The sequence below is a fragment of the Liquorilactobacillus ghanensis DSM 18630 genome (assembly GCF_001435235.1).
Taxonomy (GTDB): Bacteria; Bacillota; Bacilli; order Lactobacillales; family Lactobacillaceae; genus Liquorilactobacillus; species Liquorilactobacillus ghanensis.
Window position 1 is genome coordinate 18,637 of the sequence record NZ_AZGB01000015.1, and the last position, 17,069, is coordinate 35,705.

The following is a 17,069-nucleotide window of genomic DNA, read 5'->3' on the forward strand; positions in this document are numbered from 1 at the left end:
TATTTATGTTTAATTTTGTTTCATTGTGAAACAAAAAGCCAAAAAAATTACTGTCTTTGCTGGATAATATTTTTCAATAGTGTCTTGGTTTGTTTTACACTAATCAATAATTGAGCTAAAAACTCATCTGGTAAAGGATCATATAATGATTTGATTTTTTTATCAATTTCAAAAACATATTCTTGATGTTTTTGTCTAGCTATTTTCCCTTTTTCAGTCAACGTAATTTGAAGCTCTTTATCAGAATTTTGAGCCTTTTGTTTTATTACCATTTGTTTTTTTTCAAGCCGTTGAATCATTTTAGACGCGGTACCGCGAGTCACCCCTTGATAATTAGCTAAAGAAGTTAGGTTACTAAAAGGATACTTACCAATCACATCTATCGTATCTATTTCGGCTGGATGAAGTTCAGTATCAGTTCCAAATTTAAGAGTAGTTTGTTCCAACTGATTATACAAAATAACCAAATCTTTAAAAGATTGAATCAGTTCTTGATTTGTACTTAAAGTCATCATAAATTAGCTCCTTTATTTTATTTCATTATGAAACAAAAATGCATAACATGTCAAGTTATATTTAAAATATATGTGTCTAGCCAATTTGTACTCGTTGTTTATCGAGTTTTGGTGAAACGTCGCCACCATCGTCCTCTAGTTTCCCATTATATTCATCTAGACCAATATTAATTTTAAAACTAATAGAATTTCAGGTCGATTTTTCATGGGCTTGTTAGTTTTTTCCCAGCCACTTATGTGTTATCTAAGTTTATTCATTGCTTCTGCCATAATCCAATGAATGAATTTTAAATTACTGATGAAGAGCACAAACATTATGATCATAACGATAATCCATTCCCATAGTGACGTTTTTGTTAATGTGATTAAGCTGTATAAGTAAATAATTGTTATGGGCAATTCAATAATTGCGGTTATGGCTCCAGGAACATAAGTACGCCTATTAAAGACAAAAATCAAGTGCATAATCAAATGAAAAAGATAAGGAAAAATTGCAGTGGCAACTAGTAAAGGAGTTTTTGTGCCATGTCTCGGACAATGATTATTGAAGAGTCTAAAAATGCTTTTATTGAGGCTTTGTTTCGGCTGCTGAAATGCGAATCTTTTGAAACATATTACGGTCAAACAATTAACGTTAGAATCTGGTTATTCAAAAAGGACCTATTATCGATACTTCAAAACCAAAACAGAAATTCTAGACATAGCATTTTGCAAATATCTAACTGGCTATCATGATTACTTACTAAAGTCTTCCATTACACCTGATACTATTCCTAAACTTTTTCTTGATTTTATTTGGCCTCATCATGACAAAATTGAATTATTAGCTAAAAATGATCTCCTAGTTCCTTTACTAACTAGACATATTCAAACTATTGTAGCACTTCTTTTGAGTGTAAATGTTCCTTGGCGAAAAAATAGCTTAAATGATCAGCATTACGAGTATATACTAACGTACTCAATCGGTGGTTTTGGTGTTCTTCTGGATACTCTTTTTAAGAATCGTTCACCCATATCTCCAGATCAAATTAGCAAGGCGTTAAGTATGGCATTAAAAGAAATTGCTATTCAAGTTAATATGCAATAGCTTAGAATTATTACTAGAGTCTGTAAGCTAATTATAGCCCCTATAAGTAAAACTTACTTCTGCAATATAAATAACAATAAAAAGGATTTATTCACTTGTCAATGTACCTTGATGAAAAAAAATTTGCCAATTACCATTAACTTGTTTTTTCCAGAGCGACGTTCTAAAAGCAGATACATTCGTTCTTTTATCAGTAGTTTTGAAGGAATTCATAATCAGATTTTCCCCTATTTTTTTACTAGAAAAATCAGAAATAGTAAACTTTTTTTCTGACAATACTTGATGACTGTTTACATAATTCATTTCCATCGCTTTATTGTAAATTTTTCCTGATACCCCAATTTCTTTATAGTTTTCATCAAGCAGCTTTTTAAAATCCTCTTTTCGATAAAAAAGCAATAGTTCTTCCAGCTCTTTTAATATATTTTCCATAGATTATACCTCCAAAATTTAATTAATTTTAGTATTAAAAATATATAAGCATAAATCATTTAATTAATAATTAAATATAGCCTATTTCTTTCAAATAGGCCCTGTAATTTGCAGTTTACTTTCTATGCTTAACAAATATTAATATGATAAGTTGTACCAAAACGATAAAAACAAAGAAAATTGCTAGGACGATAAAAGCAGCTAATTTAGTTGCTGGGGTTTGAATTGTTCCATAACCATCAACTTTTCTAATAAAAATCACAAAACTTAATATGCTAAAAACAATTAGCCAAATTAGGTTGCTTAGCCCCCAGCTTTAGTTTCATTTGTTTTAGGTTGCTCCCTCTTTTGGTAGTGGTATGTACTAAATAATTGCCATAATAGAATTATACTGACCAGAAAGGTTGCCGTTTAAAACCAAAAGCTGTTTAAAAGACCGTTTTTGAAGGTGCAACTAAGAAAAATCGTAAGAGTAATTAGTTGTAGTAGAATTTGCACCTTAAGATTTTTGATCTTGGTCAGGTAAAACAAGCAGATACTTAGTAAAATCAACCCGTCCATGATTAATAAGTTTCTTAGGCTTGAAGCAATTATTAGCCGACTAGTCGTTAGTATCGATAGCACCAACAATAGATAAACATATTTTACAGGAATTTTAATATTTTTGGGTTCACTATCATCACGTGCTAATGATTGGAAATGCCTACGCCCATACTTATATGTTCTTATACTAAAAATCTGGACAATTTTTATTCAAGTTGTTCCGCCTAAATTTCATGATGACAATTACCATATCTGAAAAGCAGGCAAAACCAACAGCAAAAATTACTATGTGCTCACTTAAGAAAATCTTTGATTTAATTTATCGGCATAAAAGAGAATAGATTTTTCAAAAGTCTTAATTTCTGGGTCTTTTGATGTAGAAACTAGTAAATTTAAAAGGATTTTCATTGCTTGTTCATGCTTATTCAGGTTAAACAACGTCATGCTGTAAAAGGCTTGTAACGCAGCATTATCTGGGAAACGGTTTATTGCTCTTTGATATACATCATATGATTTATTGTACTCTCCCAACGCTCTATACGTACTTCCTAAACCTAAATATGCTTCTTGTAAATCAGATTTTCTCAATCCTATCTGAATTGCTTTTTCATAAAATGGAATCGCTTCGATTTCTTTCTCTAAAATATCGTAGCTCCATGCAATTTGATAATTTAGATAAGCATCTTCTGGTTTTTTTTGGTACAATTCTACCAGCATTTTATTTGAATCCTTTAATTTCCCATTCTTTCTTAATTCAAGGGCTTCTTTGATTATTTTCTCCATGTAGTCCTCCTATGTTGCATAAATAAATAAAATACAAGAATAGCGAATCCTATTCCAGCTAGAATACCACTGATCAAAGCCTGTTTGGTTAAGAAGAGAAATAGCATCCCCGCTATGAGTAATATTCCACCTATACCTAAACCTAGCTTTCTATTTATTATTAATTTTTTATTTTTTACACCCATTTTTATTTTAAAAGAGCTTAATTGAAACAACACCGCTATCCGGCACTCTTACAGTAAACGTGGCTATCCGTATGACAATTCTGTGGTGGAATCACTTCATGCCAGCTTTAAGAAAGAGGAGGTTTACCAATGGGCTTGCAAAGACTACCACGAAGCCAATTCGGCTCAGTTTAGTTACATTGAGGGATTTTATAATTCTCGGCGGATCATTAGTGCTGATGGCTATTTAACTCCAGATAAAAAGGAACAATTAGTCAGTTAGAAATCCTACATAATCGTGTCTAAAATCTTGACTCAAATCCAGATTTCTCTACGCTTTCCCAAGTATTCCTGCATTCCAGAATCCTCCTTTAGTAAAGTATCTAGTAAAATGTGGTAGTAGTTACCTAATTTAATCAGACTAGAAATTGTTTGTCTAGTAATAAAGAAATCATAGCCACTTATATCTGAGTTAAATCTATTTCTATTCCTGCATTTTTAAGACGATCACCAAATTTCATAAATACCCTCCTGATTTTAAAATAATTGTGCCTATAAAATATGAAAAGAACACCAAAACCACCGATTGAGTACGCTAGTATGTTTTTGAACTGTTGATAATATTAATCAAATTATAGAAATAAGCCGATTTATGCCACATTATAATAATAAATAGCGTTATAATAGATAAAAAATAGTATGTGTTACGTTCTGTTATGATTGGCAAAAATGTCTTGTGGAGGACGTTATGAAAAAAAGGTTGTGGATTATCGGTATCGTTATGCTGGTTATTGGTGGAATAGGAGTGAAACACCATATTGATCAAGTCAAACTACATGATGAGATGATAAAAATTGTTAAGAGTGATAAAGCTAAGAAATTATTTGAAGAAGATTTGCGAACTTTAGACACTAAAGCCCTAACTCCTCAAGGCATCATAAAGACTTACACAATTGACTATAATAGCGTTAAACATAATCCTATGGGAGGGATTATGGTCGTTTTAAAAATAAATAACGATCCCCAATTATATGTTAATGTTGATCTGGATAAAGACACTGGGCAACTAGAAGTCGGTGGTGACGCCATTTCAGTAAAACTTGATAAACGATTAGAAAAATAGGATCATGGAATATTCTGTGTAAAGTGATGAAGATCCATCTTCTTAATACTTAGACGTTAATAACTGATAGATCTTTATGGCCGCTTTATATACTTTACCAAGGACATACTTACCTGAAAATACCTTTTTTAGTGGAACACAGCAGGCTAATATAAACAATCGGAGGAATATCATGCAAGTAACCACAAGAATTACAACCGAAGAATATGAAAATTTCTTGAAATGGGCACAAAAAAGAGGAAAGCGATGGAAGATTAATAAATTTTGCTGGGTGATGGTGGCTGCTATCACTGTTTTAATATTGTTTGCAGAAGTTAAGTCTTTTAATCTTGAAGGCTTGATTGCACCGTGTGTCCTTATCTTCATGACAATTACTCCGTATTTTATGCCTAAATATAAAGCCAGACACTTTTTAAAACGAAATCCTCAAATTACGCAAGTGCAGACATTGATCATTGACGAATCTGGTATCGAGAGTAGTAGTGAGTCTAGGCAAGGAAAATTAAATTGGAGTGCATTTATGGGATATTCTGAGCTCTCAGATATTTTTATTTTGATGACGAGTACAACGACTGCACTGTTAATTCCGAAAAAAGATTTGAGTTTCGAGCAGATAAAGATGATACGTAAACTAATAAGCCAAGCTATGATAACTAAATATTAGCCTGGATCAATGGCATCAACTATATATGAGTACACCAATGAACTCGATTAACTACATGTTACCGACAAATCGCTGCCTGAAACGATCTTTAATACGGCTCATATCAATCATGTTCAAATTTTTGATTAAACGATTCGATTACCATAACTGCAATCTAGGCACTCTTTAGTAAAATTTACACCGGAGCTCTTACTAAAGTTCAATTCTAGAAATGAGGGAGTAAAGGATGCCGAAAACAACAAAAGAAACAATTAGAAATCTACCAATTAATCGATTTTTAGCCATTTATACGTTCGTTTTAGCTGTTCTCGTTCCAGCTATTGTTCTGCCGTCATTTATCATCGGTGGCAACAAATTTGACGTTGCTATCTTGTCTATGATACCGATAGGAATTTTTGGCGTACTTCTCAGTATTATTGCACTGAGGTCTTCTCGCCAACATCACTTGCAGATCACTGGCCATGTGCTGGCGTTAATTGGAACAATTATGGTTTCAACCTGTGCGTTGATGATTCTTTTCTTCATAGTGACGCCAATATTATTATGGGCAAGCTGGATGTTGCTGCGACCTAACAAGGATGACTCGACAGGACAAGGTTACGCCTCAGAAAAAAAGAAACTTCAACAATTGTCAAATAGTAATCTCGAACAGATAAAGTTACCACTTCAATTTTACTTTAATACCGACTTCATTTTAAAACTCATTCCCATTGTTTCTTTGGTCACCATTATTACTTATGGAATCATTATTCTCAATAATCATGGAAAAATGCTGCCGGGATCGATTGCACCAATGCTTTTTTCCATGATTGTAATACTGGTGCTTTTTTCCGTGATTGATCTCGTAATTTGGCTTATTTGGAAACAGCTTGCGCAGCCTATTATAACGTTAGATGAATCCGGGATCACTTACCGGCGACATCATCGTCTCACTTCGGTATCATGGAATGATATCAGTGACTTAGCACTTGTATCCGTGCCAAACGGTCAATATGAAATGATTTGTTTGTTTTTGCTAAAAACCCTGAAAAGTATCTCGGTAATCAACAGAATATTTCATTCAAAAGAGCAAAACTCAAACGTGCTTGGCAGGGAATCCAGCCAGAATACTTTCAAAATGAATTTGAAGGCGTCGTTCAGATCATTCCACTAAATCGTTTGGGAATTGATCCGCAGGCACTTTTACTCCTTGTGACAACGATTAACAAAAAAATGAAAGCTGCTGACAAAGAACATACGCCTAACTGATCTCACGAAGAGGCAGATTGCCAGAATGTTGGGGATTGCGCCTGTAACGTTATATCGAATTGAAAAGTATTATGCAGAGGGAAAATTTAAATATCAAATTTCACCAAAAGATTTATAGACCCCATACTATGACATGAATAACATCTTAAATGTTATTTTTCAAGAGAGTCTTTAATTATTTTAATATAGTTTTTCCTTTGTTCAATTATCGAATCATTGTCATGTTTTTTCTTTCTCTAATTAATTGTTTTTGTTTCAAATACTGAGCTAAGGAACGCAATTCTTTGATGCTAAGCCGATCTAAATCGGGCATTGGATGGTTACTAAAATAATGATCCCACTTTTGTTTATTAAGTTTATACGAGATAATTATATAAACAATTATCGTCCCTAAGCCAACAAAAATTGAGAACCCAGCAATTGAAAAATACGCAATCGTAATAAACTGTGTCGATAAATTACTATATTCATTGAAGTACTCAGCTAAGCTTATTCCTAAGATCAGAGTAACTGCAGTACTAAAAAACAAAATCTTTTTGGTATCAAGAAGTCTCATGAATTTGTCCACCTCTAAATTACATATTAGCAAAGTTTTAAAATGAAAAAAATGACAAGATTGAATTCCGATGGAGACAACCTGCCAGAATACTAAAAATAGTATATTGTTTTCTTTTTGAACTCTATCAATAAAAGTATGCCAATATTATATTACTAAGAAGAAAAACAGCACTTATAATTGTTAACAGCCTTCCACTGATTGCTTCGGTAATCATTTTTTTCGTCCTAACTGTTTTAAATATGGTTAATTCCCAATTATATTTAACTAGTCCCAACAACTGAATGATACAAAAAACCACTAACGCTACCGTAAAAAGTATCAAATAAAGTTGCTTATTATTTAAAAACAGCACTATTCCAACAAATAAAATTCCCATAAGCAAATATAACACCAGTATTAATTTAATAACTACAAGATATGCTGGTTTAACTTTTTTGGCAATTTTGACTAAAGAGCGCCCATCTTTGGGTTCTGCATCCAAACTCATCAATGACTGCTCTCGTTCTTGATGATAAGAGTTTTTAGCAAGCAATTGCCCAATTAAAATTAGTACAACACTTATTATAACTTCCCACATAAACGACCCTATCCATTTCTCAATATATCTACCCTTAATTTAATTGAATATTATTATACCATTTAGTTATTAAACTTACTTTGTTCGTAACTCCTATAAAGTTTAAATTGCAATTAATTATAATAATATACCTTCTATAATATCCACAGCTGTTGCTGCTCCCAACTCCCCTAACCGCCAAAAACGTTATATTTATAAAGAAGCTTGTAAGCTATTAGATCAAAAAAACTGGCAAAACTTATCTCATGAAGAGACAGATTGCCAGAATGTTGGGGATTGTACCTGTTACTTTATGTCGGATTGAAAAATATCATGCAGAGGGAAAAGCAAATTAATCTTTCAACAGCAATTGTCTAATTAATATAAGAAGCTGCTACAGCAATTGCCATTGATAAAAACCCAATTGAGATAATGATGTTACCATAATTTAGAAGTTTTCGTGTATTAGATTCAATTAAAAAAGAAGAGTATTTTAAACTTAAATTGTATTTCAATAAAAAGACTAGTTGATTAACTGCTGCTATTAAAAAAACTATTCCACCTGTCAAAATACATAGCTCATTGTTTTCACAAAAAAGCACTATTGTAGTAACCATTAAAATTAATTCTAGAAAGCAGCCAATTATAAATAAAAATAGAATTTTTTTATACATAACATTTTTCTCATTAGCAATTAGTCCCATTTTTTTGGTATCTGATCTGGTTTTTTCATGCCCAAATTGCTTCATAAAAATTCGATTTTCTTTTTGTCGTCCCCTATAAGTTAAAAATCTACCTCCAAAAATAAGTAGGACTCCTAAAATTAAAAAAAAGTACATGTATTTTCGTCTCCATTTTTATAAAGTATGTTTACACTTTCCTATTGTAAGCTTTTATCAAGAAACAATCTCATAAAGTTCTTCATATAGTAGTAATTGCCGCTGTAGCTATATCGTCAGTAGGACTACAAAATATCACTACACTCATAACTATAGTTATCGCAGCATGGGCTTTCACATAAGCAAAAAATTGTAATTGACTTAATTTATAAAAAGTATGTACTTCTCAGAAGGAATATAACGATGACGCTGCTGTACGAAGTAAAACAGCTGTCTCAAGTTTTATGCTAACTCCAATTTATCTATTTACAGAAAAATAAGTAGCATTGCGACTGGAACAACAAAACAACCTAAAAAGCTGAGAAAAGCTCATTCTTTCTCAGCTTTTTTGGAGGTATACCTGGCATAGGCGAATGTTAGGCGGTGAAAGTCCGCTGTGGAGCATTTGATTCAACAAGCCGTGTCGCAGGTCTTAATCCCATTTTTAAGCAAGTATTATCAGATAGTATTTCGGAGTTTTCAACCAAATCGGAGCGTCACAACGCTATTCAGCAGGTAATTGTTCTCTACAATAAAACCATTATTACGCGATTGATCTTGATTTAAAAGCTAACTTTCATCTGTTTAGTATTATATAGTGACCCTATCTCAATTTTTTTCTGGTTAACCCTATAAAAGAACGCATAGCTTTTGCCTATGACTACACGATATGTTGGTTGATTAAAACCATATCGTGTTGCTACATTTTCGGCTAGGTATGGATATTGTTTCAACGCTTCTGTACTTTTATAAATACTAGAAACAAACTCGCTAATTTTATCATCTGATAGTTCAAGTTTTTGTTGCCAGTATGATATTGTAGCTTCTAATGATTTTTGAAATGATTCTGAATATCTTATTTCATACATTATTTGCCCCAACCATATTTCCCAAACTTTTGTTTCATAGCTTCTTCATTAATCCATTTTCCTTTTTCAAAATCCTCAAAACTTTTTTCAATCATTTCCCGATCGTGTTTGATATTTATAGATTCAAGATCTAAAATTAATTTTTGTCCTTCTTGCTTGTATTCTATTTTATCTCCTTCCTTTAAACCAAGATGTTTAGGAAAAATGCTACCAGTGGAATTTCCAATTTTACGTATTGTTAGTTCAGCCATATTTATGCACCCCTTTCGTTTTAATATTATAACATGTTATAACGCTGCTGCAAAATGATTAAAAACTAATAAATGTACATTTGTGGTGTAAGCTATTAGACCAAAAAAATCGGCAAAGCTGATCTCACGAAGAGACAGATTGCCAGAATGTTGGGGATTGCACCGGTTACTTTATGTCGAATTGAAAAGTATCATGTAGAGGAGTAAAAGTTATTTCTATAAGTTCGATTTATTTGATATACTGAATAAATAAAATAGGAGATGTTTTTATTGAATATTAATCAATTAAACCTATTGTTATTAACCATTTCCATTATTTGTACTATCATTTTTTTTATATTTTTATTTAAGCTTATTAACACGCAAAAGGCCTTAAAAAATAAAATAGCTATTTTTAACCATTTTTTAAATACATACAAAACGAATAATGATATTTCTGCTACAAAGGAATCTACAACAGTTTCATTAAAATTATATAAATCAGCAAAAAAATTGTATAATCCAATGAAACTATTATTACCAATAATTGTTGTGAACATGATTCCAGCAATCATTTTGCTTTTAACGTTTCCTGTTCACGGTCTATTAATAGATGTGCTACTTATTTTCTTTTTTAGTTGTATGATTTGCTTGACTATATATATCTTTTATTTAACAAAACATAAAGATTTTTTTAGTTTAGAAAGAAGCTTTGTAAACAGTAGTTATCAAATAAATAATGATGTTTTTTTGTTAATTCAGAAATTTGACTACTCGATTTCCCCTCTAATTCAAAGAAAAGTCTTTACTATTTTATATGCTTTTGAATTTCTAAATGTTTCCCTGATTTGTTTGATATGGGTCTAAACTATTTTTTACTGCTAACTTGAGCTTTATGTTGTAACTATATTCAATTTCTCAAAACACTTTAAAGTAGCTTTTGCGAATTGTACGGTCTCATCTGTAAGTTCATTATAATCATTTACTGTAGAGCTGGGTACCCCTTCTGGGACAGTCACAATTTTATGGAATATTTCATCAATAATGATTTCATATTCTAACTCAATCTCGTTGCCATTATCAAGAGTGTGATTGAGGGTTGATTTAATATGCAATTCTATGCCGACATTGCCATCTTTGACTACCGGTACAAGGCAGAACTTACCATTTTAATCTCAGAGAATAACTCGGTTAATGCATCCGTAATATCAGCACTTCTTAACACTTGCAATTTTAAATCCGTGGCTATAATTCACTGGGATGTGCAAAAATTTTCAGTGGATTGTCTGGGTGTTCAGCAATATATTGTTTTCTGATTATTTGTCCCTTTTCTATTGATTTTTGCACAAAGAAAACGTACAAAACAGATAATAGCAACAAGATTCCTCCCCAAAGAGCTGCTTACTTCCCAGATTCCTCAAAAAAGCCACGTAAGTTGTATCCTAAAAAGACTAGTAACATCAACAGACAAAATTTTGTAATGTTGAAAGCTGATCTAATAAAAGAACCCTCCATCTGAATTTTAAAATATACTTGTTGCTTTTTATTTTATTCTCAGTTAATTTAGCGGTTTCTTTTGTACGAAAAGTACTAATTTTTTTATTTACCTTACCGAGCTTAATTAACTGTATTACACCGATAACCGTAAAAATAATTGCTGTTATTTCAATTAACAACTGAATAAACATTAAAATTTTCTTTCAAAAAAGGCTGTAAGGTAATTTTAACCCTACAGTCTAACACTGTCGCTAAGGTATACTCTGACAAACAAAAGGCTGGAGCATCTTGGACTCATCGAAATGAGCAAGATACTTCAGTCAATACAAAATACTTAAATTATTGAAACACCGCGGACACAACCGTATATACAAAGAGCTAAATCTTATTATTATACTAGACTAGTGATCAAACAAAAAAGTTGGAATAATACCTAAAAATACATCAATAAGAAAACTAGCTCGAAATTACATTACCAATTTTTCTAGCTAGATTATGTACGAAACAATTGCTATCACACCAGCAACAAAAAATAAGAATGCGCCTTTTTATTTTTCTTTTGATACTGTATAGCGAGTTCATTTGGATAAACAAACAACTTTAAGTCATTTTCAGGATGTCTAGCAATATAATTTTTTCTAATCAATTGTCCATCTGAAAATATTTTCTGATTTAGGAATACAAAGGCGGTCGCAATTAATGACATTACTCCTTCCAAAAGAAATATTGCATCTCCACTGTCTTTTTCAACTAAAACATCATGTAGCGCATACCCTGATACTATCAACAAGATTATCAGTGCAAAAACTGTAATATTCAATCCAAGCCAGTAGATATTATTCGAGTGTAACTTTATATAAGCTTTTTGCTGCTTCAAATTTTCTTGTGTTAATTCAATATTCTTTCTTTGACGAAATTCTCGCATTTGTTTGGATAAATCTCCAGCTGATTTAAATCGGAATGTACCTATTACTATTAAAGCAATTGTTAAACATTCCAAAATAAGTTTAATTACTACCAAAATTTATAACACCTCTTAAAAAAAGACTATAGGATAATATTACTCCTACAGTCAAAAGTTGTCAGTGTAGTTAATAATAATTCTTACTACATTAAAAATTCAACCAAAAAACAGATAATCGCTTATACCATTAAACCTTGCATCAAATGTAATAACTTCAAATAAATTATTATTTCCAAAATAAATTTATAAACTAGTGTACTATGTGCAACTCACTAATTTAATATACCTATACTAAACGATAAAATACTTATGATTATCATTAAACAACTTGTGCGTTTACTCATATCCTTATATCGCATAATTAATTCATCTGGATAAATAAATAATTTCAAAGAATTTTCTGGATTCTCATTAAGATACTGTTTCTTAATTTTTTGACTTTCAATCATTATTTTTTGTGTGAAATATGCGTAAATGACTGCTAATAGTAATAGCGTACCTAATATAAGAAATAGTGGACCCCCATATACTTTTTCAACTATAAATGCTCGAAAAACATATCCCGACATCACTAGTAAAATAACTATGCTAAAAGTTGCTATATTCACTCCAAGTGAGTAGATGCTACCCATATGTTTCTTAATATAAATATTCTGCTTTTTTATTTGGCTCTGTGTTAATTCTACTTTTGATTTTGTTCTAAAGTCACGAATTTTCTTAGTTATTTTACCACCTTTAAAGCATTGTAATATAACCATTACTATAAAAAAAAGCATGATGACTATAAGCACTAGTTGGACAGATTCCAAAATTAACCCCCCTCTTCCCTCAAAAAAAGACTGCAAGATAAATTTAAACCCACACTTAAAAAATGCGTTTTGAACATTACAATTAATTATGAGTTGCTAAAGATCAATTTATTGGTTGATAATAAAAAGCTGTTTTAGAGTCCACTTGTAAATTATGGACGTTCTTTAAGACCGTGTTTTTAAAAATCCAGACAGAATTTTTACCAGGGTGCATATTCCGTGTATATACTAAATAATGTTTTTTATTAACACGTTCATAGAAAATTCCACGTTTTCCGTATAAGTTGAAAAAATATGTTCTGGAAAAACCCAAACTATTATTTTGAGTAGTAAGCACATAATCACTACCATGTATTTTAATCTTAAAGCTTTTTGAATTAAACATTTGAATAGCGTAAACTTCGTGCGTGGAATACCAATTTTCATGTGTATATATAAGCACAGTCCACAAACTAAGCAAAATCATTAAGCACATTAATTTAAAAACCCATTTTGATAGCTTGTTTGAGTAACTATCAAGATAAACTAACCACATAAACAAAAATATAAAAGTTGCAACCGCAATTAGCGTTTTAGGTGTTTGCAACAGCACCTTGTTTGCTAAAAAAGTATAAAAATAAATAAGAACACGAACAAATAAATAATTTTTTTAACCTAGCTTTAGACATCAATCTCACCTCAACTTATATCCCACAGTTACTCACATGCTTCCTAATGAAACAAATTCACACACTAAAAATTAAAGTACAGGATTTAGTATCCCACACTTTACTTTTTACATGCAAGTTGCATAGATATGTAAGCCTTTAAACTATTATATACTTTTTTCTATCAATTTTTGATAAGCCATTGATGAATCCTTAGCATCATCGTTTGTATAATCAGAAATCTGCATTTTAGATTTCTTGAATGCCTTAAGTGCAATACTATATCCCTCCCTGAATGATTTATCATCAATCAAAAGATTATAAGTATTGGTTTGTAACTTGTCATAATCATCATCAAATCATAATATGAACTATTACCAAGTGCATCACTAATACTCGTTAAAACACAGTGCTTTAACTGATATATGATATTTATTTGCCAATTTATCAACAAACTCATCACCACGATACAACGCGTAACAACCAGTTTTTTTGTTCATGTAGTTCACTACCTAGAGATTTTTACTGTATTGTTCTTTATTAAGAACGACATTAGAGTACAGCAACTGTTCTCTAAAAAAAACAATGCTATAATGAAATCAAATCATTGCATAGGTGGTGATTAGATGCGTACCAATACTGAAGTAATTTAGCTGATTATCAAATTAACCCACGAACAAGGTATCTCAATTAGTAAACTTGCTCGGCGAACAGAAATGGCAAAATCAGCTATCTCTAAATATTTCAGTAAGGCCCGAGAATTTCCACTAAATCGTTTAAATCAATTTGCAAAGTCCTTAAAAGTAACTTCAGAAGAACTATTAGGTGTTCCGCAGAATCTGCAACCGGTCATTAGGTAAGGCACTTCGTTATGTCTCCCAGCTCTAAATTAAAGGATGATCGCATGAAAAATATAAAACTGCACTTAACTGATTCAACTCAAACATTTTATTCCGAGAATCGAACCTACTTTATTAAAGCTTATGTTTACCATGACATCATTTCTGATCAATGCTTCGCTGAGATCGTAGATTCAAACATTGAACCAATTAATCACCATGAATTAACTTTCCGTAACAGCAATTCTGCTTTAAAATTCAAGTTCAAGCAGAACTTAATTCAAATTTTTATCGGAAATAACAAATAGATTTAATTAGATAAAATTATCAAAAAAGTGACTAGATGGCTGAAACACATGTGCATGCAGACAGATGCCCATTTACCTCTGATGAGAATAGAAGATTTGCGCGATCAAACTTCACGAAGTTAGTGCATACTAATACTCGTTTTGAAGGAGTCAATACAACCCTTTTAATTGAAATTTAAAATTCTTGTCTTAACTCAATCATTAGATACACAAAAAGCATTACAAAATGCTATATTTATATCCCAAATAAATAATTGATGCTATAATGAAATTATAGAAAAAGGGCAATGCACTGATCATACATTGTCCCTGTCCCCAAGCAGAGCCGTTTAAGACGGTGACTAGCTGAGTTAATTAATAACCGCTAACTGGTCAAAGTTATGGGCGGTTATTTTTTTTGACTAAATTTCAATATTTCAACAACTAATGTAGCAAAACTAATCGCCAACACCAGAGCTTCAAATACTGACACACTAATTCCTTTCTAAGGAATAATGCAGATGATATTTAATCATTGGCATCACCACCTTAAGGGCTTAGCCACCGCCTTAACTTCTCTACTTAAATTAGTATATCATGAATTAAAAATTGTTAATCAATAAAAATAGACCCTAATATTTAAATTAGAGTCCATAAGTGTCGCAGATTGACTAAGATCTGCCTAAAATAAAGCAATGACCATCACGAATTTTTTGATATTTAAATCATAAAAGCAAAAAATCATTCATTACCACTTTTTAAATTCACATAATCCCCACAAATAAAATTTATGGTTCATTTAACGAATCAACCAAAGTTCAAAATACAATTTAACTCATTCAAACAATTATTCAAGTGCTGCGACAATTGCCTTATTGAAGTCAGGCAAATCATCCGGTGTGCGACTAGTGATTAATTGATCGTCAATAACTACCGGCTGATCTTTAACCCGTGCTCCTGCGTAATAAAGATCAGGTTTAACTGTCTTGAAAGCTGTCATTACTCGATCCTTTACTAAGCCTGTTTGAATAAATAATTGTGGTCCATGACAAATCGCAAAGGTTGGTTTATCAGCTAACAAAAATGCTTTTACAAAATCAACAAATTTTTCATCAGCCCGCAATTGATCAGGAGAAAAGCCCCCAGGTATCAATAAAGCATCAAAGTCTTCCGGTTTGACCTCACTAATACCTTGGTTTACCTTAATTTTAGTTCCATGTTTGCCGGTAAGCTCATTTTTCCCATCAAAGCTAATAGTAACCACCTGTTGTCCAGCTTGTTGCAAAGCTTCTACCGGTGAAGTGTATTCAACATCTTCAACTAAATCTGTAACGATTACTGCTACTTTACTCATAAAAAAGCTACCTCCTTCAAATTCAACTACAATTTAATGGTAGCATTCACTAACTAGTTGAACAAATCATTTGTTCAAGCTATCATTGTTGAGTTTCTTGTCAATTCACCATAAATTTAATATTTGCGTAATTAATTACGCACTATCTGCCGAACTTAGTAAATTAAATTCATCTTTTAAAATTTTTACATTTTCATCTTTGCTTATGTCTTGATGTATTTAACACTGTTTTTCCGTAAAATCATTCAATATCAACTTTATATTTAGCAAATATCGATATTATTAAATGGCACTTTTTTGCATCATAATAGACACTAAATAATATGATATAATACTTTTATAATAATATATTAGAGTAAGGGTGGAATACAATGGCAACAGAAAAAGAAAAATTTTTAGCTGGTGAACCATATAATGTTATGGATCCCGAATTAGCCGCAGATGAAACCAAAGCTCGTCGTTTATGCAAACTGCTTAACGAATTAGATGATACCGCTAACACAGAAAAAGAACAGTTAATCCGTCAATTATTCGGCTCAGTTGGAAAAAATCCTTATGTCCAACCATATTTTCACTGCGATTTTGGTTACAACATTCACGTCGGTGATAATTTTTTGTGCAATTACGATAATATCATTTTAGACATTGCTCCTGTTACAATCGGCAATAACTGTATGCTGGCCCCGCATGTTCAGATTTATGCTGCTTATCATCCGTTAGATCCAGCTGCACGAGAAGCATTTATTGGACTTGGAAAACCAGTCACACTTGGTGACGATATCTGGGTCGGCGGCGGATCGGTAATTCTCCCAGGAGTTACATTAGGAAACAATGTCATCGTAGGAGCTAATTCAACTGTTACTAAATCTTTTGGTGACAATCTAATCATTGCTGGAAATCCAGCCCGAGTCCTGCGTAAGAATCCCAACCAGCTAAAAAAATAATTTTTATTTCTGGGGCTGATTGAAATTCAGTTAACCACTTGAGCTTGGCAATCTATCCCTTTTCTAAAATTACACCT

22 protein-coding genes and 4 pseudogenes are annotated in these 17,069 nt (G+C 31.8%); 13 read left to right on the plus strand and 13 right to left on the minus strand.

Features of this window, described 5'->3' with window-relative positions; translation table 11 throughout:
- Positions 1-47: 47 nt before the first annotated feature.
- Together FC89_RS04245 and FC89_RS12315 are read right to left on the minus strand one after the other, a co-directional pair.
- Positions 48-515: a MarR family winged helix-turn-helix transcriptional regulator gene (locus FC89_RS04245; protein ID WP_057871311.1), complete on the minus strand. Its 468-nt coding sequence runs from the start codon at positions 513-515 to the stop codon at positions 48-50.
- A 240-nt stretch (positions 516-755) separates the two neighbouring features.
- On the minus strand, positions 756-1,139 hold the full coding sequence (locus FC89_RS12315; protein ID WP_235804378.1) for an HXXEE domain-containing protein: 384 nt from the start codon (positions 1,137-1,139) through the stop codon (positions 756-758).
- On the opposite strand from FC89_RS12315, the gene FC89_RS04250 reads away from it, so the two are divergent.
- The gene (locus tag FC89_RS04250; protein WP_235804379.1) at positions 1,120-1,602 is read left to right on the plus strand and encodes a TetR/AcrR family transcriptional regulator; all 483 of its coding nucleotides are present in this window, start codon (positions 1,120-1,122) and stop codon (positions 1,600-1,602) included. The genes FC89_RS12315 and FC89_RS04250 overlap by 20 nt on opposite strands.
- A gap of 87 nt (positions 1,603-1,689) precedes the next feature.
- On the opposite strand, the gene FC89_RS04255 is transcribed toward FC89_RS04250, so the two are convergent.
- The 3 genes from FC89_RS04255 to FC89_RS04260 form a co-directional block, all read right to left on the minus strand.
- On the minus strand, positions 1,690-2,034 hold the full coding sequence (locus FC89_RS04255) for a DUF4440 domain-containing protein (protein WP_057871312.1): 345 nt from the start codon (positions 2,032-2,034) through the stop codon (positions 1,690-1,692).
- 115 nt (positions 2,035-2,149) lie between these two features.
- Entirely contained in the window at positions 2,150-2,296 is a 147-nt protein-coding gene (locus tag FC89_RS12320) for a DUF3923 family protein (RefSeq protein ID WP_235804380.1), read from the minus strand.
- A 578-nt stretch (positions 2,297-2,874) separates the two neighbouring features.
- Positions 2,875-3,360, minus strand: a complete 486-nt coding sequence (locus FC89_RS04260; protein ID WP_057871313.1) for a tetratricopeptide repeat protein — start codon at positions 3,358-3,360, stop codon at positions 2,875-2,877.
- A gap of 222 nt (positions 3,361-3,582) precedes the next feature.
- Between FC89_RS04260 and FC89_RS13005 the strand changes: the two genes are divergently transcribed.
- The 5 genes and pseudogenes from FC89_RS13005 to FC89_RS12335 all read left to right on the plus strand — a co-directional run.
- Complete coding sequence (locus FC89_RS13005; RefSeq protein ID WP_083485405.1) at positions 3,583-3,807, plus strand: integrase core domain-containing protein; 225 nt, start codon at positions 3,583-3,585, stop codon at positions 3,805-3,807.
- A 465-nt stretch (positions 3,808-4,272) separates the two neighbouring features.
- Positions 4,273-4,647: a DUF1310 family protein gene (locus tag FC89_RS04270; RefSeq protein ID WP_057871315.1), complete on the plus strand. Its 375-nt coding sequence runs from the start codon at positions 4,273-4,275 to the stop codon at positions 4,645-4,647.
- A 172-nt stretch (positions 4,648-4,819) separates the two neighbouring features.
- Entirely contained in the window at positions 4,820-5,311 is a 492-nt protein-coding gene (locus FC89_RS04275) for a YcxB family protein (protein ID WP_057871316.1), read from the plus strand.
- Positions 5,312-5,537: 226 nt separating this feature from the next.
- The gene (locus tag FC89_RS04280; RefSeq protein WP_057871317.1) at positions 5,538-6,464 is read left to right on the plus strand and encodes a hypothetical protein; all 927 of its coding nucleotides are present in this window, start codon (positions 5,538-5,540) and stop codon (positions 6,462-6,464) included.
- A gap of 96 nt (positions 6,465-6,560) precedes the next feature.
- Positions 6,561-6,677 (plus strand): annotated as a pseudogene (locus FC89_RS12335) (recombinase family protein); the annotation flags it as partial.
- Between the two features lie 87 nt (positions 6,678-6,764).
- Here the strand turns inward: FC89_RS12335 and FC89_RS04285 are convergent.
- Both FC89_RS04285 and FC89_RS04290 read right to left on the minus strand, forming a co-directional pair.
- The gene (locus tag FC89_RS04285) at positions 6,765-7,115 is read right to left on the minus strand and encodes a hypothetical protein (RefSeq protein WP_057871318.1); all 351 of its coding nucleotides are present in this window, start codon (positions 7,113-7,115) and stop codon (positions 6,765-6,767) included.
- Between the two features lie 127 nt (positions 7,116-7,242).
- Positions 7,243-7,695 carry a hypothetical protein gene (locus FC89_RS04290; RefSeq protein ID WP_057871319.1) on the minus strand — a complete coding sequence of 151 codons (453 nt, stop codon included), beginning with the start codon at positions 7,693-7,695 and terminating at the stop codon, positions 7,243-7,245.
- 160 nt (positions 7,696-7,855) lie between these two features.
- Between FC89_RS04290 and FC89_RS12340 the strand changes: the two are divergent.
- A pseudogene (locus FC89_RS12340) lies at positions 7,856-8,030 on the plus strand (recombinase family protein); the annotation flags it as partial.
- An 18-nt stretch (positions 8,031-8,048) separates the two neighbouring features.
- On the opposite strand, the gene FC89_RS04295 reads toward FC89_RS12340, so the two are convergent.
- From FC89_RS04295 to FC89_RS04310, 3 genes are all read right to left on the minus strand, one after another.
- A complete protein-coding gene (locus tag FC89_RS04295) occupies positions 8,049-8,513 on the minus strand; it encodes a hypothetical protein (RefSeq protein WP_057871320.1) in 465 nt (154 codons plus the stop codon).
- A 602-nt stretch (positions 8,514-9,115) separates the two neighbouring features.
- A complete protein-coding gene (locus FC89_RS04305) occupies positions 9,116-9,421 on the minus strand; it encodes a type II toxin-antitoxin system RelE/ParE family toxin (protein ID WP_057871322.1) in 306 nt (101 codons plus the stop codon).
- The gene (locus tag FC89_RS04310) at positions 9,421-9,672 is read right to left on the minus strand and encodes an AbrB/MazE/SpoVT family DNA-binding domain-containing protein (protein ID WP_057871323.1); all 252 of its coding nucleotides are present in this window, start codon (positions 9,670-9,672) and stop codon (positions 9,421-9,423) included. The genes FC89_RS04305 and FC89_RS04310 overlap by 1 nt, the downstream gene beginning before the upstream one ends.
- A 102-nt stretch (positions 9,673-9,774) precedes the next feature.
- Between FC89_RS04310 and FC89_RS12345 the strand changes: the two are divergent.
- Positions 9,775-9,879 (plus strand): annotated as a pseudogene (locus FC89_RS12345) (recombinase family protein); the annotation flags it as partial.
- Between the two features lie 63 nt (positions 9,880-9,942).
- Positions 9,943-10,518 carry a hypothetical protein gene (locus tag FC89_RS04315; protein ID WP_057871324.1) on the plus strand — a complete coding sequence of 192 codons (576 nt, stop codon included), beginning with the start codon at positions 9,943-9,945 and terminating at the stop codon, positions 10,516-10,518.
- Positions 10,519-11,662: 1,144 nt separating this feature from the next.
- Here FC89_RS04315 and FC89_RS04325 read toward each other — a convergent pair.
- Entirely contained in the window at positions 11,663-12,169 is a 507-nt protein-coding gene (locus FC89_RS04325; RefSeq protein WP_057871326.1) for a hypothetical protein, read from the minus strand.
- 215 nt (positions 12,170-12,384) lie between these two features.
- On the minus strand, positions 12,385-12,921 hold the full coding sequence (locus tag FC89_RS04330) for a hypothetical protein (RefSeq protein ID WP_057871327.1): 537 nt from the start codon (positions 12,919-12,921) through the stop codon (positions 12,385-12,387).
- Between the two features lie 1,306 nt (positions 12,922-14,227).
- Between FC89_RS04330 and FC89_RS13010 the strand changes: the two genes are divergently transcribed.
- From FC89_RS13010 to FC89_RS12825, 3 genes and pseudogenes are all read left to right on the plus strand, one after another.
- Positions 14,228-14,428, plus strand: coding sequence for a helix-turn-helix domain-containing protein (locus FC89_RS13010; protein ID WP_420865001.1), 201 nt, complete (start codon positions 14,228-14,230; stop codon positions 14,426-14,428).
- Between the two features lie 44 nt (positions 14,429-14,472).
- Positions 14,473-14,715, plus strand: coding sequence for a hypothetical protein (locus FC89_RS04340; RefSeq protein ID WP_057871329.1), 243 nt, complete (start codon positions 14,473-14,475; stop codon positions 14,713-14,715).
- Positions 14,716-14,750: 35 nt separating this feature from the next.
- Positions 14,751-14,879, plus strand: a pseudogene (locus FC89_RS12825) (filamentation induced by cAMP protein fic); the annotation flags it as partial.
- A 662-nt stretch (positions 14,880-15,541) separates the two neighbouring features.
- Here FC89_RS12825 and FC89_RS04345 read toward each other — a convergent pair.
- Positions 15,542-16,048 carry a type 1 glutamine amidotransferase domain-containing protein gene (locus FC89_RS04345; RefSeq protein WP_057871330.1) on the minus strand — a complete coding sequence of 169 codons (507 nt, stop codon included), beginning with the start codon at positions 16,046-16,048 and terminating at the stop codon, positions 15,542-15,544.
- A gap of 371 nt (positions 16,049-16,419) precedes the next feature.
- On the opposite strand from FC89_RS04345, the gene FC89_RS04350 reads away from it, so the two are divergent.
- Positions 16,420-16,992 carry a sugar O-acetyltransferase gene (locus FC89_RS04350; RefSeq protein WP_057871331.1) on the plus strand — a complete coding sequence of 191 codons (573 nt, stop codon included), beginning with the start codon at positions 16,420-16,422 and terminating at the stop codon, positions 16,990-16,992.
- Positions 16,993-17,069 lie beyond the last annotated feature (77 nt).